Below are 24,328 nucleotides of genomic sequence, written 5' to 3' on the forward strand. Positions count from 1 at the left end.
ACAATAATAAGGAAGCGCCATGAGCAGCGATGGAACAACAAGATTAATTTTTACAATGCAAAGCGACCAATCAACCTTGGTTGCAAACTTCGGTCCTTTTTTGCCATTGCCTATTAGTGGAACATTGCAGAATGTTCTTAACTTGGTCAATAACGCAGAAAGCTCCGTAACAAACGCTATCAACTCTGCAAGCGCAGCGGCTACGTCTGCGACTAATGCAGCAAACTCAGCAACAGCAGCTTATACAAGCTCTACAAATGCGGCTGCATCAGCAACAGCGGCAAGCACGTCATCAACTACAGCGGGCAACTACTCAATACTTTCGCAAGATTGGGCGTCACAAGCAAGCGGCACAGTCAACGGCACAACGTCCTATTCATCCTATTACTACTCTGAGCAATCACAGTATTGGGCCGGTGTGTCTCAAGCGGTTGTGGCTATTGCTGCATCACTTGACCCTGCAAACAAATACTCAGGCATTAACCTGAGTAACGGAAACTTGACAGCTACATTTCCCGGCACTCAAGCTGGTATTCTCGGCAATGTAGGCTATTCAGCAGGCAAGTATTATTTCGAAGTTACATTCACTAGTGGCAACAACAGCGGTAACGCCAGCGTGGGTATTGCGCCATACAACGAGCCTTTGACTAACCAAATTGGTTACGACGATAACAGCGGTGCAGTTGGGTGTTTCCAGAACAGCGGCAATATCTACATCAACGGCTCAAGCGTAGGTAGCGCAACGCCATACAGTACAGCAGGAAATGTCATTGGTGTAGCTGTAGACCTTGACGACAAGCTGGTATGGTTCCGTACAGGTACTGGCAATTGGAACGGCAGCGGTACTGCTAATCCCGTTACGAAGGTCGGAGGTATCTCATACACCGACACGGGCAAGATGTATCCCGCGATCTGTACCGACTCATCAACAGTGTTCACTGCCAACTTCACAGGCAGCTTCACAGGGACAAAGCCGGCAGGCTACTACCCTTGGACTACCGACGCATATCACTACGTGGTGCCTGTAGCTACAGCAGCTACCCCAGGTATCGTTTCCGCTGGTCCGGGCTTGATCGTCAACACACAAGGCCAACTGAGCGCAGACAGCTACTACGACTTGGTACAGGTGAGTGGTTCGTCAACAGTCAGCATCGACCTGACAAACCCATCTCCCGGCTATCACGTCGTGCTTAACGCAGCAACAGCCACTTTCAGCTTTGCGAACTTCTCTTTGCCAACTGGTAAAGCATTGCGCCTGACTTTCTACATTGAACAAGGTACAGGCTCAAACACAATCACGTCATGGGATTCGCGCATTCATTGGGTAGGTGGCTCTCCACCAGTTTTAGGCTACACAGTAGGCAACCGCAACGTTGTTGAATTTGAAAGTATCGACGGTACTACATTTGCTGGCTACTACGTTGGTCAAATTAATTAATAGGTAGAAAAATGAGACCAGGACTATTAGCAGCAAACCACGCACTAGCTCAAAACGCTATCAGCATTATTAATGGCCTAGACGGCTTTCTCGTACGTCATACCGGCGATGTGGACGATAACGGCGATAACGTTGCAAACAAGTTTATTATCAACAATGAAGGCGTGATTGCAAACAATCTGCACTTTGAAGGTGGCCCGCAAGACTATACACCTACACAGTGCGCGACAACCGAGGGTCAATCACTTTTGATTCTCGGTTACTACTACGCATGGAAAGGAACTGGCAATCCTGCATATTTGCAGAAAGCTGAATATTACTTTCAGGCATACGTGAATTACTTCTACGCAGGGCAACCAGTTCCGACAACGCCACAAGTGTACCGCTCGAACTGGATTCTGAACGGCAAAAACCCATTCGAGGTGTATGGCCCGCCTAATCCACTTGATGACCAAAGCCCCGGCTTTTATGCACAGCCAGTCTTGTTCAACAACGGCGTGGGTGTGATTCCAGCAGGTAGCCCGACATACGGCGATCAGCTTGTGCGCGTCTACAAGGTGTTCACTGGCAAGAATGCGTATGACTCGGTACGTGCAGGTCCAGCGCACGGCGGTACTAGCTTGCCGTTCTCGTACTACATGGCGACAAACGGCGCTTGGGACTCCAACAGTGACGCAGTAAGCCCAGCACCATCACCAACGCCAGCAGTCGGTACGATTGTGCTGCAAGACACCACGTTCAACGGCACTGCGAATGTGAGCTACGTCATCCCTGCGGGCGTCATGATCCCACGCAATGCTCCGTTCGACGCATGGCCTACATGGCGCTCGTTGACCCCAGACCAGTACGGTAACGCTATCGACGCGGAGCAGTGGTTTACCGAAGCTGCGCTCTTGCTCTACAACGCAACAGGGAACAGCTACTACAACCAGGTCTATCAGTCGGCATTGCAAACCTGTCTTGAGGCTTCTGTCGTTGATGACGTCACGTATTACTTCCGTCAAGAAGTGGGCGTAGACCCGATGGACTACGGTATCTCGTACTGGTGGAACTACACACCAACAACGAGCACGGCAACCGTCACACGTGATAGCAACGGCTACATCGAGGCGACAAAGACAGCGGAATCGGGCACAAGTGCAGGTACAGTTGCGCTTGAGCAGATCGCGGTATTCAACCAAATTGCGCCAAACAGCTACATGCAGGTAAATTCTGCGATGACTAGCCCAACTGCACGTTTGGACTTCTTGACATACATTCAAACTGCGGTTGATGCGTCAACTGGCACACAATACCGCTATTCAGCAGCACCGGGCGTTAATGGTGTGCCTGCACCAATGAATATTAATTTCAACAAGATGCTGACTGTAAATCGCACAGATGGCACTCCTGTTGTGATGTTCGATGGAAATAACTTGGTTTCTTACGGTAATGCCACGTCGCTTAGTCAGTACGCGACATTTACTGTTGGCTCTACAAGCTATTCAGACTATATTGGTATTGCTGACGTGCCTGACAATAACTCAGGTGTGGTTGCTGGTTTTTGGCATTTACCATCTAATACGGCGCCTCTCGAAACACTGACATACAAAACGTTGTCAGGGACAATGTATCTCAAGATCACTGATGCATTGGGCGTGAATTACTGGTATCAATTACCACAAGCGAATAACTGGACAACTCTGTCATTGAGTTGGAGTATGTTTACTTTGGTTCCGTATCAAAGTGGCACTCCTTCGCCGACACCAACGCCAAACACAGCAATGACGCAAGTAGTCTTTGAAACTCAAGATAGCGCCGCGTCTATTGCAATGTATTGTTGGGGTGATATGCCAACTTACTACAATCCAAATTACGAGTGGTCAACGCAATGGTTTATGCACGCTAACGACGTCAATGCATTTACATGGTTGGTTGGCGATGTGACTATTGGAAACTCTGGAACTGCGCCACTGAAATATACTCCGGGTGTGGTGCCATTCTCTAACCAGTATTCGCCTTCACTAAGACGTAACGAGTTTTGGCGCGGTACTCCATACTCAGGTTATCAATACCCGGTAAATTGGATTGATGCCAATTTGCCAAGCTATTACGCGAACGTAATTCAGTTTTGGTATGACTCACAGCAAGCGTATAACACGAAAATTGGTGTATTAGGTCCGTTTGCGCCAGTGTATGTATGGCCGCGTTACGACGACTTGGGCGAGGGCACAGTCGGCACGTTTGATTGGGGTTCGGATCAGCCGTATCCGTGGGCCGGTTATGAAGCACGCGGCTTTTGGTCAGCATGTCACTTGTGGGCGGAGCTGGTGCGCAAAGGGAAAACCGTTGATCCTAAGCTTGTGACTGTATGCCAGAACTATGCATCGTTCCTGCTCACGTTCCAGCAGAACAACGGCGGCCTGACACCATCGAAATTCCCACGTAACGCGCCACCCTACAACGATGGCTACAGCCCTATACCGACGCAGAACGATCCTGACAACGTGGGTCACATGACAGCGCTGTTCCTCGCTGGTTGTGTCGAGATGTTGAACGCGGGCGATACGTCTGGGTATCCCAAGCAGGTAATACGCGGCTTGCTTACGCAGTTGTATTCAACCTACGTGGTTGCGCAAGGCACGGACGCGGATATGACTGGCTCGTTCTCAAGCTGGGCTAACGGCCATTACTTCTACGGCTTTTGGGCGGGTGAGATATTCCGCGGACTTGGCCTGTACTTGGAGTGGTTAGCAGCAGGCAATACGCTGTAAAAGAAAATGGGGAGCACTAAGCTCCCCAAATCTTTGCTGCACCGCTTTGTGCTTACTGCACAAGCCAGGTCTGCCATACGTCTTTGCCTACCTCTGCAAAGCTACGCGGAGGCTTGCCGCGCCCATGATATTCCTCGCCAGTCTTGGGATTGCGGAACAGCTTGGCCTTCGACGGATCGGACGGGCGACGCGTGCGCTTAGTCGGGAAAATGTCTTCGCTAGTGAAGCCAAACTTTTGAACCAATTCGGCGATTTGCTCAAGTGCTTCGCCCGCTTCTGCTTGACGGCGTTCTTCGATAGCTGCTTCAAGTTCCGCTTGTGCTGCGAGCAGTTCGTCCAGCGTGCGGTTATCCTTTTTCGTTGCCATACTTAGCTTCTCCTCACAAAAAGTTGAACAGTGCTGCCAACCGGGATGGTAGCAAAGTGGGCCAAGTGTACACCACTTTATGTTTACTGAGTAAGTAGGATCAATAGGCAAATACAAACGTACTGGTTGTTGATGTGGCTAACCATGTCTTTAGACTTGGTTGTGCGGGTTAAGTCCGCAAACAACTAACTAGCTAAGAGGCACGGAATGTACGAGTTGAACATTGAATACGAAGGCCAAACGATCGTTACCAAGGAAGGTGCTACGTTGCGCGAAGCACGCACTAACGCCATTTTTGCAGTGCTCAACAGCCCGTTTGAACGCGCGCTTACAGATTGCGAGTACCGCGCTAACTACAAGCTTAACGGTCAAACGCTTGCAAGCGTATGGGGAAAAGTAACCCTCAAGTAAGCTGACTTTGCTGTAAAACTTGGCCCTTAATTGGGCCTTTCGTGCGTCTGGTTGCCGCAGGGCCATGAAAAAAGGCCCCTTGCGGAGCCTTTTGTAGAACAGCTAGGGTAGGTCAGTGCAGCAGCTTCACCATCGCTACGGTCGCCCCGATCAGCACTGATGCGGAGGACGCGCCCCAGACGAACGGCAACCAAGTGTGTTCCCTGCGGAGCTTGATGCTTTCCTCGACCAGCTTCGCGGTCTCCGCAGCCAGCTTGTTGCTTGTATCGCGCATGAGCTGCATGTCAGCTTCAAATTTTGCGAGGTCCATTTGATCTCTCACAGCGTTAGCTCCTTGTATGTTATAGCAAAAATGTGCGGTGTGTTCAAAGCTCAGTAACCAAGTAGGTCGCGTGCAGCTTGCAGGGTTGCGGGGATCACGTCGTGCTCGATGAACGTCTTCCCATCGCGATCAACGACAACAGATGCGACCGTGAGCGTGCCGTCGCCGTTGTCGATAGTCGGTTCCGGTGTGTAGTGCGTTTCAATCCACGCGATCAGGCGTTGAGTGTTCATGCTGCGTCCCCTTACAGTTGCGGGCGACCGTCGAGGTACTCGATGGTGTCGGTGAGTTGCAGCGCAGGAATCTTTGCAATCTCGGTCTTGCCAAACCAGATGATGAACAGGCCGGGCTCTGCGGGGCTGCGTTGAACTTTGCACTTCTTCCCAGCCTTGTGCGTGCGACCAGCATTCAGGCCGATGTACTTCGATTCAACTTCCTTTTTCAACTTTGCTGCGCGGGGCAATTCATAGCTCATTGCGTTTCTCCTAAGTTGTACTAACCACAAACCAAGTCTATTGAACTGGTTATAGGCATCAACAAAAGAGTGACGACCAGCTAAGAAATATTCGTCACCAAGTATCAATCTTTGCTTGCATTGGTGGTTGGTGAACTTACCATCGCGGCATGGTAAGCAGTCCTAGTCAACATCAAGGAGAAAGAACATGGCAACCGCACGCAAAAGCAGCACGAAGGCAACCGTAACCAAGATCGACTTTGCAGTTATCAAGGTTGGTCACGCGTTCATCAAGGGCAAGGGGCCGAATGACAAGGCCAAGAAAGACAGTCTCTGGGGATTGCTGCAAGCAGGGGACAAGGTAGTGAAGTTCTTCGGCCGACGTGGTGGTGCGCTGCGTTTCAAGTTTGCCGACAGCATGGACGAGGCACTTGCGCTGTACCAGCAGAAGCTCGATGGTACTGATGCGAAGAAGCTCAAGCACGTAGACCTGGACGCGGGCAAGCAAACCGAACTGCTTGGCGCTGATTGGCCGCAAAGCCTATTCGACAAGTACAAGCAGACGTTGGCCGATGGGAAGGTAGATCAGCGCGCCAAAGCTCCCGCGGAACAGCAAGCGCAACCTGAGCAAGCTGCGCCGGCGGCAACGAAAGCACCTGCTCGCAAAGCTGCGCCCGAGCAAGCAGACCCTGCACCGTGGCCGTGGCCTAAAAGCAAAGCTGCGTAAGTTACGCAACAATGAAAAGAGCCCCAATTAAGGGGCCTTTTTCATTTGGAACGGTCGTCTTACTTCGCAAGCACAATTTAGAAAAGCTTGCTTAACCACACGATTACATAAGCACCCAGATTAGTCAAAATTCCTCGTAATAAATAAAAGAATAAAACTCGCAACTTTCTACCAGTTGGCGAATGACGAGGAAATCAAATGGCTAATTCTAAAGCCCCATCAAACGCTTTCGGTCCCGGTAATCAACCTACACCGGGTAACACACGCGGCAGATCAAGCAAGACAAAAATCCTGAGTGCTCTTAAAAAGAAAATGAACTGGTCCGAAGATGACCTGTATGAGCATATCGTCAGTGAAGCTTTCGTTAATAACAACAAGGACATGATCGAGATTGTTATTAAGACTGCTGTACCAATTCCCAGAACAACATTGCAACCTGTTCACTTCCAGTATGACCGCAATGCAAGCTACCCAGATAAGTGCAATGTGATTATTGAGGCAGTGGCGAATGGTCAAATTCCACCAGATGTAGGTCAAGACCTAATCCAGTCCATTAAACACATTGCAAGCATTCACGAAGTTACAGAGCTAGAAAAGCGCCTGAATGAACTTGAGGAACTAATTCGTAATTTCGGCAGTATGTAATGAGCAGTGCATTAAAGAACAAACTAGAAGCACTAGAGAAAGTGCTCGCGAACAAGAAAGCAGCAGCGATTAAGAAACATTTCCGCATTGGTGTTTTCAAATCGAGTTCTGCCCCTGAGTTAATTGGAGTGGTTGACATCGAGGGCAAACCGTTGGAGGGAACGGAGTTTGACACCAGCATCACGGAAGACTTCCTGCCACTGCTAGACAAGAAGTACCGCTTTGTATCAATGCGCGGTGGACGTGGTTCCGGTAAGTCTGTGACTGTAGCAAAGATCCTGATATTGCTCGCATACCACAAGCAGTTAAAGATTCTTTGCTTCCGAGAAGTCCAGAACAGTATTAAGGATTCGGTCTATCAAAGCTTGCAGGACTTGATACAAGAGCTTGGCCTTAGTCATGCTTTTAGTTCTACCTTGAACGAGATACGTTGCAATAACGGCTCTGTATTCATCTTCAAGGGGCTTAGTGACCAAACAGTAGAAAGTATCAAGTCATTCCAGGGTATTGACTTGTGTTGGGGTGAAGAAGCAGCAGGGCTCACAGATCGATCCCTGAAAATTTTGATCCCGACAATCCGTGCTGAAGGTTCGCGCTTCTTCTTTACATGGAACCCAAGCCTAGATACGGATGCGGTATATCAACGCTACGTGCTTAACACGCGTGAAGACGTAAAGGACGTAGAAGCTAACTGGAATCATAACCCTTGGTTTCCAGCGGTGCTTGATGTGGAGCGTAGAGCAGACAAAGCACGACTCCCAGAAGATGAATACAAAAACATCTGGGAAGGGCAGATACTCCCCGCACAAGTCGGCGCAGTTTACTTTCGCGAGCTATCAAAAGCGTACGAAGAAGAACGCATTACAAAGCTCAGAATCGACCCCAAGTTACCAGTGCATGCAATTTGGGACTTAGGTTGGGCTGACCAAACAGCAATCATCCTAGTGCAAAAGATTTACTCAGACGCACGCATTGTTGGTTACATCGAGAGCAACCGTAAAACGCTTTCTGAATATAACCATGAGCTAAGAGAGTGGGGAGCACAGCACCAAGTTAATTGGGGAACCTGCTACTTACCACACGACGGCGCCCATAAGGACTTTAAAACAGGCCAGTCCGCACAAGAGATTATGCAGGCATTTGGTTGGCGCGTAGAGATCACGCCAAGCATGACTATCGAAGCTGGTATTCGTGCAGCAAAGCAAATGTTCTCCAACGTCATCTTTGATCGAGACAGCACGGCGCTATTGCTTGAGAACCTTAAACGCTACCACTACGCAGAAAGACCAGATGGCAGTTTAGGAAAGCCAGTGCATGACAACTACTCCCACGGAGCAGATGCATTTAGATATCTGGCAATCAATGTAGAGAATTTGCAAAGCAGTAACCAAACTAGTTCATGGGGCAAACCCATTAACTATAAAAACACTACGGTATTTGACCGTAGATAAACACCAACATTCCAGATGAATAAGGAAAATAAATAATCATGGACACTAATGTTAACGATGCTACCAATGACAACTTCGACAGCGCAAGTCAAGTTGGAAACGATGCTAGTGACGGCGTATCCCTTAACGGCGATACAGAGTTTGACCTTGCGTCATACCTAAATGAAAAGCCTATCCCTAAGAAGTTTGAAGGGCGCAAATCGGAAGAATTCAAAGGTGGCAAAAAGCTGCCTGATCCTTTTGGTTTTAGCCAAGAACAAGATTCCGCTGGGGATGATAAAGATTCTGATAGCAATGCCGAATCCGACACTGATGCAGAAGACCTAGATTTAGAACTGCTCGACAGCGATTCCGAAGAGGATACCAACGTAGAGAGTGATGAAGATAGCGACGCTGAACCAGTTTTCGAGATTAACGTTGATGGTAAGAAGATCGAAGTTAAGAAGTCTGAATTGATTGCTGATGCACAAAAGTGGCGTGCATCTACTGACAAGTTCGCAGAAGCTTCAAAAATGCGCAAAGAAGCTGATGATATTAAGAGCGCTTACGCACAGGAGCGTGAGACGCTAAAGGGCTTGTTACAACAATATCAGGAGTTTATTGATAGTCAGACACAGCAGTATGAACCTGACTGGCAAACTTTGTATGACACAGACCCACTTGAGTACTTCAAGCAAAAGGAACTGTATCAAGTGAAGTTGCACCAGAAACAGCAAGCAGAAATTCTGCAGGCGAACATTAAAAAGCAAGAGCACGCTGAACTTGAAAAGAGACAGCTTGATTATTTGGAGTCGCAGAAGAAAGCGATTCTAGATTATTTTCCGCAGTGGAAGAACCCAGACGTTGCAGCAAAGGCGGTATCAAGAGTTAATACCTACCTCACTGACGAAGGGTTTACTACTGATGAACTCAATACTTTGGTTGATGCTCGTTTGTTGAAAGTGGCGCACAAAGCTGCGATGTACGACAAATTGGTAAAGGACAACAATGCCAAGAAGGCAAAGATTGCTCCTTCTAAGAAAACTTTGAATAGTGGAACTGCAACGAACAACGATCCTGGCTTTAGAAATAGACAGGCTCAGACAGCGAATGCACGTGAAGCTAAAGCGTGGAACGATACCTTGCGTAACGAACCGACAGCTAAAAACTTGGAAGCTTATTTGGCAAGCCAATGGGCTAAAAAGAAATAACCAAAAACAATAGTCTGGACAACCAGATGGCATAACAAAAAGGATAATAAATCATGCCAAGCAATACAGTAACAACCTACGCAACAGTAGGTAACCGTGAAGATCTGATCGACAAAGTATTCATGATCTCACCAACTGATACCCCATTCGTATCAGCAATCTCACAAACTGGTGCAACAGCCATTTACCACGAATGGCAAACAGATGCATTGTCATCACCAGCTAACGTTGCACTCGTTGAAGGTGCAGACGCAAGCTACACAGCAGAAGCTCCAACAGTTCGTCTGGGCAATTACTCACAGATCGTCGGTGACTCTTTCTCAGTCTCAAACACACAGGAAGCAGTTAAGCACGCAGGTCCAAACCAGATTGCACGTTTGCAAGCTAAAACAATGATGCAATTGAAGAAGGACATTGAGTACTCAGCATTGCTCAATACAACTTCAACAACTGGTTCAAGCTCAGTAGCACGTCAAATGAAGGGTGTTTTCGGTTGGAACTCATCCAACTACATCGGTGGTTCAGGTGGTTCCGCTCCAGTAGCAGGTAACCCAGGTACAGCACCAGTTGCAGGTACAGCACAAGCTTATACAGAAACACTGTTGAAGCAAGCTCTGCAAGAGGCATACATTGCCGGTGGTAACGTTGACATGCTTATCCTTACCCCAGCAGGTAAGCAAGTACAGTCAAGCTTCACTGGCAACATCACACGTATGCAAGACGTCAACAACGACGGTAAAGTCACATTGAAGACTTCCTACACAATTTACCAGTCCGACTTCGGTGAAGTAACTTGCGTTCCAAACCGTGTTATTACTGGCGCTAAGGAAGTATTCGGTATCGACACAGATATGTGGTCATTGGCTGTTCTGCGTGGCTTCGATACAGAAGAACTGGCTACAACTGGTGATGCACGTAACTTCCAGATCCGTTGGGAAGGTACATTGGAAGCACGTAACCAAGCTTCCGGCTTCACAATTGCAGACTTGAACAACGTCTAAGCAGTGAGATAAATATGATTGCAGGCAACAGCTTGTAATCATAATATTCCTCAAAAGCACGAAGGCCCTAGTTAAAAGCTGGGGCTTTTGTGTTTCTGGTGAAAGCAGGAGATAACAGTAGATTCATTCCAATAAATAAAGGGAATTCCATTGGAGTTATCCCTTTATGGCTAATAAGAAAACACCACGTCCTACACTGCCGGTTGACAATCAAAGCAACTCAGACGGAGCAGGACAACAGAAAGACCTAAACGGTCAACCAATTCAAAAGAAGCGCAAGAACTCTGCGATTCAAAACCTCGATCCCAACAATCCACTGTTCGCAAAGCGCAAGGATCAAGACGAGACAGACGCGCTAGTGCAGCAAATGAACGAGCTGCTTCCCGGCGTATTACCACAACATGAGCAAACAGAGCTTGAAGTCTCTGCCGACGAGGTAAGCACCGACGAGCACGGTAACGAAGTAGGCCCAATGTCCGATGAAGAAGTCATCGCCTACTTGAACGTGTTTGAAACCCGCTCTCGTGCTTACGTTCAAGACGAGATCAGCATTCGTGCTGCTGTTAGCAACGAGTTCTATCTCGCACAGCCGGAAGGCATCTTTACACCTCCACTAAGCCCGGGTCGTTCCAACTGGGTTGATAGCTCTGTTGCAGACACTATCAACTGGCTGTTACCACCATTGCTTGACGTGTTCTGCGGCACACAAAACGTTGTCGAGTTCCAAGCACGCCAGCCACAGCAAAATAAAAGTGCTGCTCTTACTACAGCCATGTGTAACTACGTGTTCAATGAACAGAACCACGGTTACAAGATCGCACGTACATGGATTCACGACGCGTTAATGTCTCCGGGCGGCATTGTCAAGGTGTATTGGGAGCCTGATCTAACAGCAAAGACAACGCAGTACCGTGGTTTGACCGATCTGCAATTTGCTTTGTTGAAAGAGTCAGCAGATGCGGGTGAGTTTGCGATCGTCAAGCATCGCATGTATGAGAACCCAGATTTCGAGCCACTGACCACAATTCAGCACGGTCTAGCCATCGCAAGAGCACAAGCAACAGGCCAGCAACCAACATTAGTTACTCCGCAAGTAGCACAAGCAGGGCAGGCAATCCAGCAAGGCGCTAACCCTGCGCAAGTATTGCAGCAAGCCGCACAAGTACAAATTGATCCGACTGAGCCAGCTATCAGCAAGTTCTTGCATGACGTCGTAGTGCATGAGGACGTAGACCATAAGAACAGCGAGCGAGGCAAGGTAAAGATCGTCAATGTACCGCTGGAAGAGTTCTATATCGACCCACAAGCACGTAGCTTGGATGAAGCTGTCTACGCTGCTCATGCGCGTCGTATCACTATTTCCGACCTGAAAGCAATGGGCTTTGATTCTGAGGTATTGGAGGAAGTAAGCAATACAGCGTATGACCCAGAAATGACACGCACTTACCTATCACGTAAAGAGTTAGAAGGTGCATACGCATGGTCCTACATGAACAACCAAATCGACCCATCAATGCGCCAAGTAATCATTGTTGAGTCGTATTGCAAACTGGATTACCTGCAAACTGGTATCGCTGAGTGGCGCAAGATCATCCGTTGCGGTAACACAATCCTGCTTAACGAGCCATGTGACGGCAATCCATTCATCATGCTTGTGTCGAACCCATTGCCTCACTTGTCATTCGGTGTATCTGTAGCAGAGCAAGCACAAAACGCACAGCTTAACCAAACACAGTTAATGCGTGCTCTTGTTGATAACGTCAACTTGGGTGCAAATGCGCAAATGTGGGCAGTGGATGGCAATGTCAACTTAGACGACCTGTTAGATAGCCGTCCTGGCGGCATTATCCGCGTCAAGAACCCCGAAGCAGTTGGTGTGCTTAGTTCAGGATCAGGCGATGTTGCATCAGTGACCACGTTGCTAGAGCTTATCGACACAATGAAGCAGGAACGCACAGGTGTTCAAAAGCTTACACAAGGCTCTGACGCAGACATTATCAACGAGACAGCAACAGGCTATCAGGCAATGACAGAGCGTGCAGAACAGCGCATTAAGCTGATGGCACGTGAGTTTGCAGAGAACGGCTTTAAACCATTGTTCTTGCGTATCCAAAAGCTGTTAGCGCAGTACCAGAACGACCTAATGCAAATCCGTTTGAACGGCCAGATTGTTGAAGCTGATCCGATGGATGCGGCACACCAATACGATGCTTGTGTACGTGTCGGCTTGGGTACAGGTGATAAGTCACGTGAGCTTGCATACCTAAACACCATCCTTGGATTGCAGCAAGCAGCTATTGCTCAATCAACAGGTATGGCCGACCTGTACAACGTACACAACACGGTAGAGAAGCTGGTGCATGCAATGAACTTCACTAATGTGGACGAGTTCTTTAAGAAACCACAATCACCAATGCCACAACCGCCACAGCCACAAGTTCCGCCTGAGGTACAGGCAAAGATTCAAATTGAGCAAATGCAAGCTCAGAACGACTCACAACGTCAGGAACGTCAAGCGCAGTTAGATGCAATGCGTATCGAAGCACAAGCTAAGAGCGATGACCAACAAGCACTGATGGCACACGAACGAGAGTTAGCCAAGTTGCAAATGCAGCAGAAGATCGAGCTTGAGAAGCTTTACCTGCAAGCCGCAATTCAACGCGAAGCAGCAGCGCTTAAAGCAATGGTAGATCCTCAAGCAGAAGCAGCTATGTTCAACGAGACATTCCAGAGCACAACAGACTCAATGAATGCTGCATTGACCAAGATTAACCTGCATGCAAGCGGTGAGTATGACAACTTCTTAAACAGTGTCATTTCTGCACCAGAACCAGATGGAACACAACACAAAAACCCATATAACGGCGTATAAAAAATGGAACGTAAAGTAAAAAGCACACACGAGTACGACGCACAAATCGCCCGCGCAAACGAGGCGAACGCATTGTTGAGCAATCCAATCTTGAACGAGGTATTAGACAAGATGGAAGCAGACGCAACACAAAAGATGATCGACTCACTAGACCAAGCTCAACGCGAGTTGCAGTGGCACAAAGTACGTGCAGTAAAGGACTTCAAGCAAGAGCTGAAGATGATTAGTGCAACAGGCCGTATTGCAGCAGAGAAGAAAAAGACAGCAGGGGACCAGTAATGCTTAGTAAAACATTAAAAAGAAGCTTGAAAGGGCTTATTCCGAAAGACGCCATCTTGAATGCTATCGATGCATTAGGTATCAAGCGACCAGACGGAAACGATATTAGCCTCGTCAATACCGACGACTGGAACAAGGTTGTCAGTCACCCGATTGTTTTGGCTGCGAAGATAAAATGAAGGAGAGTCCCAATGAGTAACAAGTTTTTCGCATCTGGCAGTAACGCATCTTTCGACATATCCGGTTCCAAACAGCAAGACGTGCCAAAGATCATCACTGACCCAAACGCACCAGTTCATGCAGACCGATCTACTGAGTTGATCTTCGACAAGGACGTAACAGGCGAAAAGATCATGGTTAAGCGCACGTTTGATCTAGGCGACACCATCGAGCAGATCAAAGCATGGCGCACTAACTTGGAAAGCAAGTCCAGCTATGGGGAGGAAATGCGCCCCGTAATGGAAATCCCAGAAGCTATTGTCGAGCAGTATTGCAACATTCACGGTATCACACTGCATGAGTTCATCGGTAACAAGGAACACATTCGCCGTGTGTTGAAAGACCCAGATTTAGCTTACTTCCGTTTGCGTCCAAGTGGCGTCTAAGTAGTAACCGGCCTAGAAAAACAATAAGAAAGGAGGCCACAAATTGGCATCATTAGACTTTAGTTCATACGACGACTTGCAGAAGGTTGTCGCTACATACTTGCAACGTGCAAACCTGTCTGCGCAGATTCCGCTTTTCATCCAACTAGCGGAAGTGCGTTTGCGTAACGTCATTCGCACATTACCTCAGCAAGTACAGCTACCGTACACACTGGTTCCCGGTCAAGGTTCCCAAGTTGTGGCTTTGCCGTCCGATTACGGCGCAATGATCCGTGTGACGTACAACAGCATCCCAATGACGTACATCACACCCGACCAGTTGCAATTAGAGAAAGCAAACGACTATCTCTACGAGTACACAATCATCGGCACCAACATTCTGTTGCAGACCTACATTGATGGTAGCTCGCCATTAACGATGTATTACTACCAAGAGCTTGAGGGATTGTCATCTTCAAACGAATCAAACTGGTTGTTGGAAGATTATCCAAACCTGTATTTGTACGCGACATTGCTTGAAGCAACACCATATCTCATTGACGACGAACGTATCGAGGTATGGGAGGGTATGCTTGAAGAAGGTATTACAGAAGTGCAGATGGCTGCTAAGAAGGAAATGACACCTGAGCGCACAAAACTAACAATTAAAAGAAGCTAAGGTGAAGTATGGCAACACGCATGAATATTGAACCGCAACCATTGAAAGGGTTCGCACCAGATTTAGACCCAAGTACACCGGGTATCTTTCAAGACTGCAATAACGTAGTACCAACGCTTATCGGCTTCAAGGGCGCACCAAGTCCTATTAACGGAGGACTATCAACACTCAGCAAGCCTGCTGTTGGCTCCGCGCTGATGCTCTTGCTCGACGGTACTGCTCGCATGTTTGCAGGCACGTCATCCAACTTGTACGAGGACGTAAACGGCTCTTGGGTCGATCAATCAGCACCCGGCGGTTACGCACTAGGTTCAGACAGTAAGTGGCGTTACGCTGCATTCGGTAATGCTTGTCTTGCTGTCAACGGACAGACCGTATTGCAGTCTTCATTGTCTAGCGCATTTACCAATGTACCAGTTGCATTGTCAGGCGTCACTGTTAATGCTGGTGGTTCTGGTTACGTTAGTCCGACTATCACAATCTCAGCACCTAATATCAGCAGCGGTGTTCAAGCGACGGCAACGGCAACAGTAGTAAGCGGTGTAATTACAGCAATCACACTTACAAACCGCGGAACTGGTTATACAACTGCGCCGACAATCACAATCACTGATAGCGCAGGTACAGGCGCAGCAGCTACAGCACAGCTTGTTTCCGCTCCTATTGGGGAGATCATCTTTGTTGCTAACGGTCAGGTGTTTGTTTGCAACTGTTCAAACCCTCCGCAAGTAGCTGGTGGTGACTTCTGGTTCTGCTCAGGCATTTATGACTATACGCAATGGGACACAACCAACTTGCAAACGTTGTGTGCATACGGTCCATTGATTGATACACCGGGGCCAATTACAGCGGGTGCTTCTCTCGGTCCTAACGCAGTTATCTTCAAAGAGAACAGTATGTATCTGGGTACACAAACAGGCTACCCAGTGGGTTGGGACTTCCAAGCGGTTAGTAAGTCAGTTGGTGCATTGAATCATGAATGTGTCGTTACTGTAGCCAACACACTTTACTTTATCGGCCCTGATGACTTCTACGCATACCAAGGTAACGGCTTGCCTGTTCCTATTGGTCAAAACGTGCGTCGCTGGTTCTTCAATACGTTGAACGCAAACAGCAAGGGAAACATTAGCAGCTTCTATGATAAAGACCAGAAGGTGATTTACTGGGGATTCCCAAGCAACAACTCTGTAAATGGCGCTATCGACACCTGCATTTGCTACAACTGGTCAACAGGGTCATGGGGTGTCATGAATGCCAATATGGAATGCTTCGTGACTATCCTTAACGGTGAAATCACGTATAACTCATTGGGCGTCGAGTGGAACACATATAACGACTTGCCGGGCATTTCATACAACAGTTCGTTCTGGAATAACTTCCGCACTACACCGGGTTACTTCGACGCATCTAATACGTTGCAAGCATTAGCAGGTACATCAAGCGGCGCAACCATTACAACAAATGCGTTCGGTGATGACATGATGTATTCCACTATGCAGCAGTTCAGAATCAGATTTAAAACACAACCGTCTTCTGGTGCTGCTGTATGGCAAGGAAAGACCACCTTAGGTAGTAGCGACCCTTCGACCATCACAAACGTAAATGCAGGTCCGTTAGTGCTTGCAGATAGCCGTATTGACGTAGACCAAGCTAGTCGCTGGCATAACTTGATCCTCACATTCAACGGTGACTTTGAGGCTATGGAATGGGTGCCGTCAATGGTTCAGTTGGGGAGAAACTAAATGTCACGTATTGGAAACATCAACTTGCCAACAATCACGGCAAGCATCAGCGGTCAAAACATTACTTACGCAGATTCAACACAGTTGCAGTTTATCTTAAACAAGATAGCTGCACAGCTGGACTTGATAAGTTCAGGTTCAGTAGCAGGGACATGGAATGCAGCATCACAACCACCTACAGCTTTGACCGGTATCACAACCAATCCTACAGGTCGAATTCTTGGTATTACTTACGGTATCGGTGACTACATCAAGAACGAAAAACCTTCGATCTTTACCGGCACTGATGGCAAGCAATACATCACCTTAGGTTGGGTATGTACTTCCGCCGGTAATGCTGGTACGCATACACCACCCACATTCGCTGATGTGAACTGCATAGTCAATCCTTAAACCCAGAGATAACACGTTCACTTGCGGCTATAAATATAACAACAAGAAGGAATAAAAGATGGCCAATCTTCTATCAATGTTAGGTCTTGGAAGTGCAGGGGTTCCTACTTCCTTAGACGACGAAACAGCGCAGCTCATGGCGCAATCACCTAGTTCTGGGTGGTCTGCTCTCATGGGCGCACAGCAAGGCGGGATTACTCCGCAGCAGGTACAGCAATACATGGCTCAGGCCGGTATGCCTCAATCTGCACAGCAAAACGACGGTTCACAAGCAAGCGCACAAGACGCAAGCACCGTAGCTGGTGACTCAACTGGCAATGTTGCATCGCAAGATACCAAGGTAGCGAAGGGTGATGCATCCAACGCCGCTGATGCTCAACAAGCCGCAAATGTTGACCAGTCCGGTACTTCAAGCGACGACAGCACAGGCTCCTCAAGTGGCGCGAATGCTTCTCCAAATAACCCAGACAACGAAAGCGCGGCAAGCAATGCAGGCGTAGACCAAAGCGGTAATACAGCGCAGCCAAGTAACGCATCAAGCGGTTTACTTGGTGCAGTTGGCGGCTCTAATAACCAGTCTAACGATCAATCGCCAGCACAAGCAGAGCCGTCGTTTGGTTCAAAGCTTATGTCTGTTTTGAAAAACCCTTTGATCGACACTTCATTGATGAATGCGGGTTTCGGCATGATGGCTGCATCACGTCCCGGTACACCGTGGTTCTCTGCTATCGGTCAAGGTGCGCAAACAGGCTTGCAGACATACAACCAACTTGCTCAACAGCAGATTGCTAACCGTATGGCTGCTCTGAATTACCAACGTCAGAACTCATTAGATCAAGCAGATATTGCTTCTAAGAATGCCTCTACAGCAGCAACACAACAGAAGACAGCACAAACAGTCGCATTGCAAAAGTATGCGTCACAAGCTGGTTCTAATTTCGATCCTAACCAAGCAATTGCAGCGGGTGCCGATCCAACAGCAGCAATGGATATGTTCAAGACACTGCATCCAAGCTTGACAGTTACACCAATGGACGACGCAGGGAATATCTTTGCGATTAATCCGCAGACTGGCCAAGTCGTTGCGCACATTAATGGTTCTAAGCTTACTTCTGTTGCTCCAGGTGCTTCCATTTACAACTTCGGTGGTCAAGGTGGTGTAGGTGCTTCAAATGCAGGTAGCGCAGGTTCAAGCGTAGCTCCCGTTACTCCACAGCCGTTAGTTCAAGGCGGGTTAGCCCCTGCTGACGTAGCAAAGGCGGTATCTGGTTACAACACTACGCAGAAGCAGTATTCACAGCAAGCACAAACACAAGATCAGTTCTTGAACCAAGTGCAAACAAAGCAGGCGCTTACTGGTAGCGGTAAAGGCGGTTTAGCTCCTGCTGCATTCCGTAATGTCGAAAGCGCAGCAGGTATTTTCGATAACAATTCGAATTTGCGCCAACAATTCCAAACTCTGAATATTCAGAAGGAAATGTCAATGCTGCCAGCAGGCTCACGTATGGATCAGACCTACTTAAAGATGGTTCAGAAGACAATGGCCGATCCAGACAACGCAACTCCAGAGCAAATGATGCAAACCGCCGCATTTGCGCGTTCTGTTGCGCAACGTGACTCTATCGACAGCGAAGTAAGAGCCGCATATGTGGGTGCTAATGGCGGTATGGAAACACCGTTACCAAAGCCAACAACCATTACTGTTCAAGGTCAGACAATGAACTTGCCTAAGGGCGCAACCATTCAACAGGCAGCAGATGCAGCTACTTCTAAGTTAGTAGATTGGGATCCAGCACTTGTCAATCCAAAGTGGGCTGATCAATCAGGCATTTCCGATCAGCAAATTCAGCAAGCTTTGAAGTTAGCACAAGACCAAAAGCAACGAGCAAAACTAAGAGCAGCAGGTATTTTGTTGCCATCTAATATGAGAAACGGAGGTCAGTAATGGCCGATTCAGGAATTACATGGGGCCCAGCTAGTTCCGCTTCTGGTTCTAGCGCAAGCTCTAGTGCAGGCGGTATTACGTGGGGTAGCAACGCATCAGCAGGTACACCACAAAGCTTTGCTCAGACATACGGTCCGACAATCAGCAATATCGCAGGACAATTGAATGTTGATCCTTCGATCATTGCTGGTCAGCTTGGGCTTGAAACTGGTTTCGGCAAGTCTGTTATTCCCGGTACAAACAATCTGGGTAACATCAAGTCAACAAACGGACAGGGTGTAAGTGCGGTTGATAATCAAACAGGTTCAACAGACACATATAACGCCTATCCAACTACTGATGCTTTTGCTAACCACTACGTCAACTTAATCAAGAGCAAGTATCCAAACGCAGTAGGTGCGCAAAACGCAACACAGTATGCTTCCGCGTTAAAAGCAGGCGGCTATGCTGAAGACCCTAACTATGTTGGTAAAGTAAGCAAAGCAGCACAAATGATGTCAGGCGTACTTGGTGCAGTGACAGGTTCAACAGATGCAAACGCTGATGAAGCCCCGCAACCAACTTCTAGCCCTGCTGATAGCTTTATTAAGCAATACGGCAGTCCAAGTCTTGCAGGTAGCACAAGCGCACAAAACACAAGCAATAGCGATCCTGCTGATGCTTTTGTTAGCCAGTACGGTATGCCTACTGCCGCATCCGCACCCGGCAAAGTAACTACTACAACCAATCCTATTGCGATGGGTGCGCGTGATGCCATCTACAACACCGTTGCTCCTGTAGTTGGTTGGTTGTCTAAAGGCGCGAATGCTATTGCTCCAGATTCAGATTTTGCAAAAGCAGCGGCACAGGGTTACAAGGACTTGCAAGCGACAGATGCAGCACAACAGCAAGCGTATGGCTCTGTTCAACACTCGACGGCAGGTAACATCGCTCGTGCAGCTACAGGCATTGCCGGTGATGTGGCAACGCATCCATTCGTAGCTGGTACATCGCTCCCAGCGCTCGCTATCACAGGCGCAGCACAAGGCGCTATCGCTAACCCAGACAGCCCATTCACAGGCGCTGTAGCGGGGGCAGCAGGGGGTGCCGTAGGTGGTGCAGTCGGTAACGTAGCTGGTCGCGTCGTCAACAAGCTGACAGGTGCAGGCAAGGCATTGTCACAAGCTGGTACAGACTTCGCAAATGCAGGTACAGCTACCGGCCAAGGTCTCAGCCCCGAAGAAATGCAGATGGCAAGCCGTGTTGCAGACAAGATCAACGGCGCGGCAGAGCAAACAGGTCAAAGCACCGGTCAAGTCGCCGACGAGTTGGCAAGCAACGCGAATTCCGCAGTTCCAGGCTATCAACGCACAGCAGCAGAAGCAACGCAGAACCCAGTTATTCAAGGCACACAACAAGGCTTAGACAACTCGGGCGTTAATTCAGGTCTGACAGCACGTAGCCAAGCTAACGCAAATGCTAATACGGCGCACCTACAGAGCCTTGGTGGGGACGATGCAACTATTTCAGCACTGGGTAAGCAAGCTGACCAACAGGCGGCATGGGGCAATCAAGAGATCGGGCCAGTAACAGACCAGACTCCGTTTGGTACACCTGCAATGCAACGTACTTTGTCACGAGCAAACGCTGTTGCTAACAACGACGGTTCAAACGTTATTCAGTCTGTTTTGGATCAACCTAATGCAAACGCTGCTAATCAATGGGAAGCAATCGCAGGTACACCACAAAAGACGGCTAATCTGGAATTGGAACGTAGAATTACTACCGGGCCAATGTATCAGGAAGTGTTCGAAGGTGGTGGTCCACAAATTGCGCTTGATCCTGAAACAGCAGGTATGGTTAATACGCCAGCAATGCAGAACGCGTTAAGACAAGTTGAGACAAACAAGCTTAACGCACGTATCGACGAGCCAGTTATTCAAAGCCGTCAAGCTGTTTCACCCGATGGTAGCGTTTATGCTCAGTCTATATCCGCAAACGACTTGAACCAAGCACGTATGGCTTTGGACAAGCGCATTGCGATGATTTCTGCTGATCCATCTTCTGCTGATAAGTTCCAGTTGTCAACATTGGCAGGATTGCGCGATCAAATTAACACCACGCTTGAGAATCAGGTGCCAGGTCTAGCAGAAGCAAACCGTGCTTATCAAACTGCTTCTGAGCAAATGGCGGAAAGCAAGTTCTTGACTAACCAAGGCATGACAGACGCTTTGGGGCGCATGAACCTAAACAAGTTGGATGCGTTAGTTAAAGAGATTCAAGCTGGTAAGGCAAACCTGAACGAACATGACCCAGCTAAGTTAGTTTCAAACGCAAAGCTTGCTCAGTTGACACAGATGCGTGACGACTTGGCGGCTATGTCTAGAACAAATAATGCGGTTGGTTTGCAAGGACGTGGCTATAACTATCTGCGTCAAGCTGCACAGACAGATCCAGAAGCAGCAGCGCAAGTTAAGCAGTACCTTACTCAGCAAAGCCCTAACTATCAGAACTTCTATAACACGCAAGAGCAGTTGGCGCAGCATCAAAACTACCAAAAGATTTTGCAGAAGTTTGATACCCGCGCAGATGGCAATGTTGCATGGCATGACGTCAAGAACTTGGGCACACAAGCTGACCAGTTCACACCAGAGCAATATACAGGGTTGCAGAATGTCCGCGCTAACTTGGAAGCAAACGCAAACAAGACGGCAAAAGTACGAGGTAGTAACACAGCTTCTAATCTCGCATCACGTGATGGCTTAGACCAGCTTGCAGAAGCAAACCCATTGAAGCCCGGCTTGCAGAAATGGCTTGGTAGCGAAGGTGGTGAGCGTGCTATGCGTACACTCGGCGACGCTGCATTAGGCCATCTAGCTACAAAGCTTGGTGCTCATGCTGGTCCTGTAGGCGCTGTAGCAGGTTACGCGATCGACAAGACAGTTGGCGCAGTCGCAAAGAAGCTAGGCACAAAGAGCGCAGAGCAAGTTGCAGAGGAAGTCGCGTCAAACAAGCAAGCACTCGAAAGCTTGATGTTGAATCCACAGCGTTTGTCAGACGCATTGAAGGCAGCAGAGACAAACAAAGCTGTCGTTGATGGCATCAAAGAGAACCTGCAATCAAGCATCAAGGGTAAGCAAAAGCTTGGTGGTTTGATCGGTGCGTTAAGTGCTGGCAATGCAAGCAGAGGATTAAATAATTAACTAGCGGTTGAAACGTTCCGCAGAACAATAATAATAAAGGAACAAAGATGTCAATTCACGTTTTTGCGCGCAAAGCGCTATGGGAAAAGCGCATCCTGCAAGGTGGTGGTAGCGGTGGAGGTGGTAACAGTACAACCACAACAGAACTCCCGGGCTATGCGCAACCAGTAGCACAAAACATTCTCAACACAAGTCAAGACCTATCGAAACAGGCAGTCCCTACATACTCAGGACAGACTTATTCGGGGATGAATAGCACACAAACCAATGCTATTAACGGGATGTCAAATCTCGCAAATAGCGGTGGTGCGTCAGGTGCTGTTACTGGTGCTGTCACAGGTATGGCAAACAACGGCGGTAATAACTACGGCAACATTAGCGCACCTACTGCACAAGCTGCACAAAACCCATATGCCAATATGTCAAACCCATACTTGGCACAGCAAACACAAGCGGCAAACCAGCAAACAACAAACGCATTCAATCAGAATGCAATGAACATGAATGCTCAGTTTGCGGGTACAGGTGCTTTTGGTGGTTCTGCATATCAGAATGCAATGAATCAGCAAAACCAGACATTGGCTACTGCGCTTGCTAATAACTCTGCAAACATTTACGGCAATGCCTACAACACTGCGGCTAATGCAGCAAACGTTAATGCAGAGCTTGGTACGCAGACTAACTTGGCGAACGCTAATAACTACCTCAGTGCTCAGAACTTGAATAGCAGCAACTACAACACAGCACAAGGTAGATCATTGGCAGCAGCAGGCTTGACGCCAACACTCGATTCAGAACAAAGCAACTTGCTCAATGCCGCTTACACAGGTGGTACAGCAATGCAGACAGATGCGCAGAATCAAAACAACGCTGCTTATCAGAAGTGGTATCAGCAAGCTATGCAGCCATACGAGCAACTTGGTATTCAGGAATCAGGTTTGTCTGCTGCATTGGGTAACGGTGCGCAAGGTGTGTCATCAACATCACAATCGGCAAGTCCGTGGGGTGCTGTTGCAGGTTTAGGTACAGCAGGTATCGGTCTTATGGGTTCGCTGGCACAGGGAGGCTACCTGTAATGTCAGTACCTACAAGTATTAGCCAGCTTTCGACAACACCAAGTCTTAATTCGCCAGCAGGTACAGAGCCAATCGGTAATAACTTGGCTCCGTATCTCAACACCATGTTTGCGTTTATAGCGCAGCTTGCAAATGGTAGCGGTTTGAATCAGTCGCAAGCTTTGAACATGAAGAACAACCAGATCAACAATCTGGCCCCCGGTGTTGCAAATTCAGACGCGTTGACAGTAGCGCAGCTAAAAGACTACGAGCCTATCGGCACCATTAAATTATGGTCTGGTACGCCCGCAAACATTTACGGCGCGTTCGGCCCAAATTGGGTTTTGTGTAACGGTCAAAACGGCACACCTAATTTAATGGACAAGTTTGTAATTGGTGCGGGTAATGCCTACGCAAGTGGTGCAACAGGTGGTACTACAAGCTACACATTGTCTGTTGCTAACATGCCTGTTCACAGTCACGGCATTAACGATCCTGGACACAACCACGGCGTCAATGATCCTGGTCACAATCACGGGGTTAATGATCCGGGTCACGCTCACGGATTTGTAGTGACTGCGTATAACACTGACTCTAATGGTCAGGGCGCATTGACCGGTGGTTCCCAGAATATTGGGTGGGATGGTCAATATAACGGTACGACTAACGGCAGTGGGACTGGTATTTGGCTTAACGCAAGCGGAACAGGGATTTGGCTTAACGGCTCTGGTACAGGTATCAGTGTTCAGAATGCGGGTTCTGGTGCAGCTTTAACGATCATTCCGCCTTACTATGCGCTTTGCTATGTAATGAAGATCGCAAACAACTGATAATAAGG

General features: G+C 48.2%; 23 protein-coding genes. 19 read left to right on the plus strand and 4 right to left on the minus strand.

The window, feature by feature from the left end:
- The first annotated feature begins 19 nt into the window (after positions 1-19).
- Both G5S35_RS22385 and G5S35_RS22390 read left to right on the plus strand, forming a co-directional pair.
- A complete protein-coding gene (locus G5S35_RS22385) occupies positions 20-1,438 on the plus strand; it encodes an SPRY domain-containing protein (protein WP_183039043.1) in 1,419 nt (472 codons plus the stop codon).
- 11 nt (positions 1,439-1,449) lie between these two features.
- On the plus strand, positions 1,450-4,191 hold the full coding sequence (locus G5S35_RS22390) for a hypothetical protein (protein WP_183039044.1): 2,742 nt from the start codon (positions 1,450-1,452) through the stop codon (positions 4,189-4,191).
- A gap of 52 nt (positions 4,192-4,243) precedes the next feature.
- Here the strand turns inward: G5S35_RS22390 and G5S35_RS22395 are convergent, their stop codons facing one another.
- Positions 4,244-4,558, minus strand: coding sequence for an H-NS histone family protein (locus G5S35_RS22395; protein WP_183039045.1), 315 nt, complete (start codon positions 4,556-4,558; stop codon positions 4,244-4,246).
- Between the two features lie 207 nt (positions 4,559-4,765).
- Here G5S35_RS22395 and G5S35_RS22400 point away from each other — a divergent pair, with 207 nt between their 5' ends.
- The gene (locus tag G5S35_RS22400; protein WP_183039046.1) at positions 4,766-4,969 is read left to right on the plus strand and encodes a hypothetical protein; all 204 of its coding nucleotides are present in this window, start codon (positions 4,766-4,768) and stop codon (positions 4,967-4,969) included.
- Between the two features lie 112 nt (positions 4,970-5,081).
- On the opposite strand, the gene G5S35_RS22405 is transcribed toward G5S35_RS22400, so the two are convergent.
- The 3 genes from G5S35_RS22405 to G5S35_RS22415 form a co-directional block, all read right to left on the minus strand.
- Positions 5,082-5,279: a hypothetical protein gene (locus tag G5S35_RS22405; protein ID WP_183039047.1), complete on the minus strand. Its 198-nt coding sequence runs from the start codon at positions 5,277-5,279 to the stop codon at positions 5,082-5,084.
- A gap of 62 nt (positions 5,280-5,341) precedes the next feature.
- A complete protein-coding gene (locus tag G5S35_RS22410; protein ID WP_183039048.1) occupies positions 5,342-5,524 on the minus strand; it encodes a hypothetical protein in 183 nt (60 codons plus the stop codon).
- An 11-nt stretch (positions 5,525-5,535) separates the two neighbouring features.
- A complete protein-coding gene (locus G5S35_RS22415; protein ID WP_183039049.1) occupies positions 5,536-5,766 on the minus strand; it encodes a hypothetical protein in 231 nt (76 codons plus the stop codon).
- A 187-nt stretch (positions 5,767-5,953) separates the two neighbouring features.
- Here G5S35_RS22415 and G5S35_RS22420 point away from each other — a divergent pair, with 187 nt between their 5' ends.
- From G5S35_RS22420 to G5S35_RS22495, 16 genes are all read left to right on the plus strand, one after another.
- The gene (locus G5S35_RS22420; protein ID WP_183039050.1) at positions 5,954-6,472 is read left to right on the plus strand and encodes a hypothetical protein; all 519 of its coding nucleotides are present in this window, start codon (positions 5,954-5,956) and stop codon (positions 6,470-6,472) included.
- A gap of 198 nt (positions 6,473-6,670) precedes the next feature.
- Positions 6,671-7,117, plus strand: coding sequence for a hypothetical protein (locus tag G5S35_RS22425; RefSeq protein ID WP_183039051.1), 447 nt, complete (start codon positions 6,671-6,673; stop codon positions 7,115-7,117).
- On the plus strand, positions 7,117-8,568 hold the full coding sequence (locus G5S35_RS22430; protein ID WP_183039052.1) for a PBSX family phage terminase large subunit: 1,452 nt from the start codon (positions 7,117-7,119) through the stop codon (positions 8,566-8,568). The genes G5S35_RS22425 and G5S35_RS22430 overlap by 1 nt, the downstream gene beginning before the upstream one ends.
- Positions 8,569-8,606: 38 nt before the next feature.
- A complete protein-coding gene (locus G5S35_RS22435; RefSeq protein ID WP_183039053.1) occupies positions 8,607-9,758 on the plus strand; it encodes a hypothetical protein in 1,152 nt (383 codons plus the stop codon).
- A 53-nt stretch (positions 9,759-9,811) separates the two neighbouring features.
- The gene (locus G5S35_RS22440; protein WP_183039054.1) at positions 9,812-10,759 is read left to right on the plus strand and encodes an SU10 major capsid protein; all 948 of its coding nucleotides are present in this window, start codon (positions 9,812-9,814) and stop codon (positions 10,757-10,759) included.
- A gap of 166 nt (positions 10,760-10,925) precedes the next feature.
- Complete coding sequence (locus G5S35_RS22445) at positions 10,926-13,631, plus strand: portal protein (RefSeq protein WP_183039055.1); 2,706 nt, start codon at positions 10,926-10,928, stop codon at positions 13,629-13,631.
- Positions 13,632-13,634: 3 nt separating this feature from the next.
- The gene (locus G5S35_RS22450) at positions 13,635-13,910 is read left to right on the plus strand and encodes a hypothetical protein (protein WP_183039056.1); all 276 of its coding nucleotides are present in this window, start codon (positions 13,635-13,637) and stop codon (positions 13,908-13,910) included.
- Entirely contained in the window at positions 13,910-14,089 is a 180-nt protein-coding gene (locus G5S35_RS22455; RefSeq protein WP_183039057.1) for a hypothetical protein, read from the plus strand. Before G5S35_RS22450 ends, G5S35_RS22455 begins: the two co-directional genes overlap by 1 nt.
- A 12-nt stretch (positions 14,090-14,101) precedes the next feature.
- Positions 14,102-14,515, plus strand: a complete 414-nt coding sequence (locus G5S35_RS22460) for a hypothetical protein (RefSeq protein ID WP_183039058.1) — start codon at positions 14,102-14,104, stop codon at positions 14,513-14,515.
- Between the two features lie 43 nt (positions 14,516-14,558).
- On the plus strand, positions 14,559-15,173 hold the full coding sequence (locus G5S35_RS22465) for a phage adaptor protein (RefSeq protein ID WP_183039059.1): 615 nt from the start codon (positions 14,559-14,561) through the stop codon (positions 15,171-15,173).
- A 20-nt stretch (positions 15,174-15,193) separates the two neighbouring features.
- Positions 15,194-16,915: a hypothetical protein gene (locus G5S35_RS22470; RefSeq protein WP_183039060.1), complete on the plus strand. Its 1,722-nt coding sequence runs from the start codon at positions 15,194-15,196 to the stop codon at positions 16,913-16,915.
- A complete protein-coding gene (locus G5S35_RS22475) occupies positions 16,916-17,308 on the plus strand; it encodes a hypothetical protein (protein WP_183039061.1) in 393 nt (130 codons plus the stop codon).
- A 58-nt stretch (positions 17,309-17,366) separates the two neighbouring features.
- Complete coding sequence (locus G5S35_RS22480) at positions 17,367-19,253, plus strand: hypothetical protein (protein WP_183039062.1); 1,887 nt, start codon at positions 17,367-17,369, stop codon at positions 19,251-19,253.
- Entirely contained in the window at positions 19,253-22,435 is a 3,183-nt protein-coding gene (locus G5S35_RS22485; protein ID WP_183039063.1) for a glucosaminidase domain-containing protein, read from the plus strand. The genes G5S35_RS22480 and G5S35_RS22485 overlap by 1 nt, the downstream gene beginning before the upstream one ends.
- Positions 22,436-22,482: 47 nt before the next feature.
- Complete coding sequence (locus G5S35_RS22490) at positions 22,483-23,511, plus strand: hypothetical protein (protein ID WP_183039064.1); 1,029 nt, start codon at positions 22,483-22,485, stop codon at positions 23,509-23,511.
- Positions 23,511-24,320, plus strand: a complete 810-nt coding sequence (locus tag G5S35_RS22495) for a hypothetical protein (RefSeq protein ID WP_183039065.1) — start codon at positions 23,511-23,513, stop codon at positions 24,318-24,320. The genes G5S35_RS22490 and G5S35_RS22495 overlap by 1 nt, the downstream gene beginning before the upstream one ends.
- Positions 24,321-24,328: the final 8 nt, after the last annotated feature.

Origin of the sequence: Paraburkholderia tropica, from assembly GCF_014171495.1 — a bacterium.
Lineage (GTDB): Bacteria > Pseudomonadota > Gammaproteobacteria > Burkholderiales > Burkholderiaceae > Paraburkholderia > Paraburkholderia tropica.

What these genes read in the sequence shown, in the direction of transcription:
- G5S35_RS22385 (WP_183039043.1), top strand. Translation starts at nt 20, where the DNA reads ATGAGCAGCGATGGAACAACAAGATTAATTTTTACAATGCAAAGCGAC.
- G5S35_RS22390 (WP_183039044.1), top strand. Translation starts at nt 1,450, where the DNA reads ATGAGACCAGGACTATTAGCAGCAAACCACGCACTAGCTCAAAACGCT.
- G5S35_RS22395 (WP_183039045.1), bottom strand. Translation starts at nt 4,558, where the DNA reads ATGGCAACGAAAAAGGATAACCGCACGCTGGACGAACTGCTCGCAGCA.
- G5S35_RS22400 (WP_183039046.1), top strand. Translation starts at nt 4,766, where the DNA reads ATGTACGAGTTGAACATTGAATACGAAGGCCAAACGATCGTTACCAAG.
- G5S35_RS22405 (WP_183039047.1), bottom strand. Translation starts at nt 5,279, where the DNA reads ATGGACCTCGCAAAATTTGAAGCTGACATGCAGCTCATGCGCGATACA.
- G5S35_RS22410 (WP_183039048.1), bottom strand. Translation starts at nt 5,524, where the DNA reads ATGAACACTCAACGCCTGATCGCGTGGATTGAAACGCACTACACACCG.
- G5S35_RS22415 (WP_183039049.1), bottom strand. Translation starts at nt 5,766, where the DNA reads ATGAGCTATGAATTGCCCCGCGCAGCAAAGTTGAAAAAGGAAGTTGAA.
- G5S35_RS22420 (WP_183039050.1), top strand. Translation starts at nt 5,954, where the DNA reads ATGGCAACCGCACGCAAAAGCAGCACGAAGGCAACCGTAACCAAGATC.
- G5S35_RS22425 (WP_183039051.1), top strand. Translation starts at nt 6,671, where the DNA reads ATGGCTAATTCTAAAGCCCCATCAAACGCTTTCGGTCCCGGTAATCAA.
- G5S35_RS22430 (WP_183039052.1), top strand. Translation starts at nt 7,117, where the DNA reads ATGAGCAGTGCATTAAAGAACAAACTAGAAGCACTAGAGAAAGTGCTC.
- G5S35_RS22435 (WP_183039053.1), top strand. Translation starts at nt 8,607, where the DNA reads ATGGACACTAATGTTAACGATGCTACCAATGACAACTTCGACAGCGCA.
- G5S35_RS22440 (WP_183039054.1), top strand. Translation starts at nt 9,812, where the DNA reads ATGCCAAGCAATACAGTAACAACCTACGCAACAGTAGGTAACCGTGAA.
- G5S35_RS22445 (WP_183039055.1), top strand. Translation starts at nt 10,926, where the DNA reads ATGGCTAATAAGAAAACACCACGTCCTACACTGCCGGTTGACAATCAA.
- G5S35_RS22450 (WP_183039056.1), top strand. Translation starts at nt 13,635, where the DNA reads ATGGAACGTAAAGTAAAAAGCACACACGAGTACGACGCACAAATCGCC.
- G5S35_RS22455 (WP_183039057.1), top strand. Translation starts at nt 13,910, where the DNA reads ATGCTTAGTAAAACATTAAAAAGAAGCTTGAAAGGGCTTATTCCGAAA.
- G5S35_RS22460 (WP_183039058.1), top strand. Translation starts at nt 14,102, where the DNA reads ATGAGTAACAAGTTTTTCGCATCTGGCAGTAACGCATCTTTCGACATA.
- G5S35_RS22470 (WP_183039060.1), top strand. Translation starts at nt 15,194, where the DNA reads ATGAATATTGAACCGCAACCATTGAAAGGGTTCGCACCAGATTTAGAC.
- G5S35_RS22475 (WP_183039061.1), top strand. Translation starts at nt 16,916, where the DNA reads ATGTCACGTATTGGAAACATCAACTTGCCAACAATCACGGCAAGCATC.
- G5S35_RS22480 (WP_183039062.1), top strand. Translation starts at nt 17,367, where the DNA reads ATGGCCAATCTTCTATCAATGTTAGGTCTTGGAAGTGCAGGGGTTCCT.
- G5S35_RS22485 (WP_183039063.1), top strand. Translation starts at nt 19,253, where the DNA reads ATGGCCGATTCAGGAATTACATGGGGCCCAGCTAGTTCCGCTTCTGGT.
- G5S35_RS22490 (WP_183039064.1), top strand. Translation starts at nt 22,483, where the DNA reads ATGTCAATTCACGTTTTTGCGCGCAAAGCGCTATGGGAAAAGCGCATC.
- G5S35_RS22495 (WP_183039065.1), top strand. Translation starts at nt 23,511, where the DNA reads ATGTCAGTACCTACAAGTATTAGCCAGCTTTCGACAACACCAAGTCTT.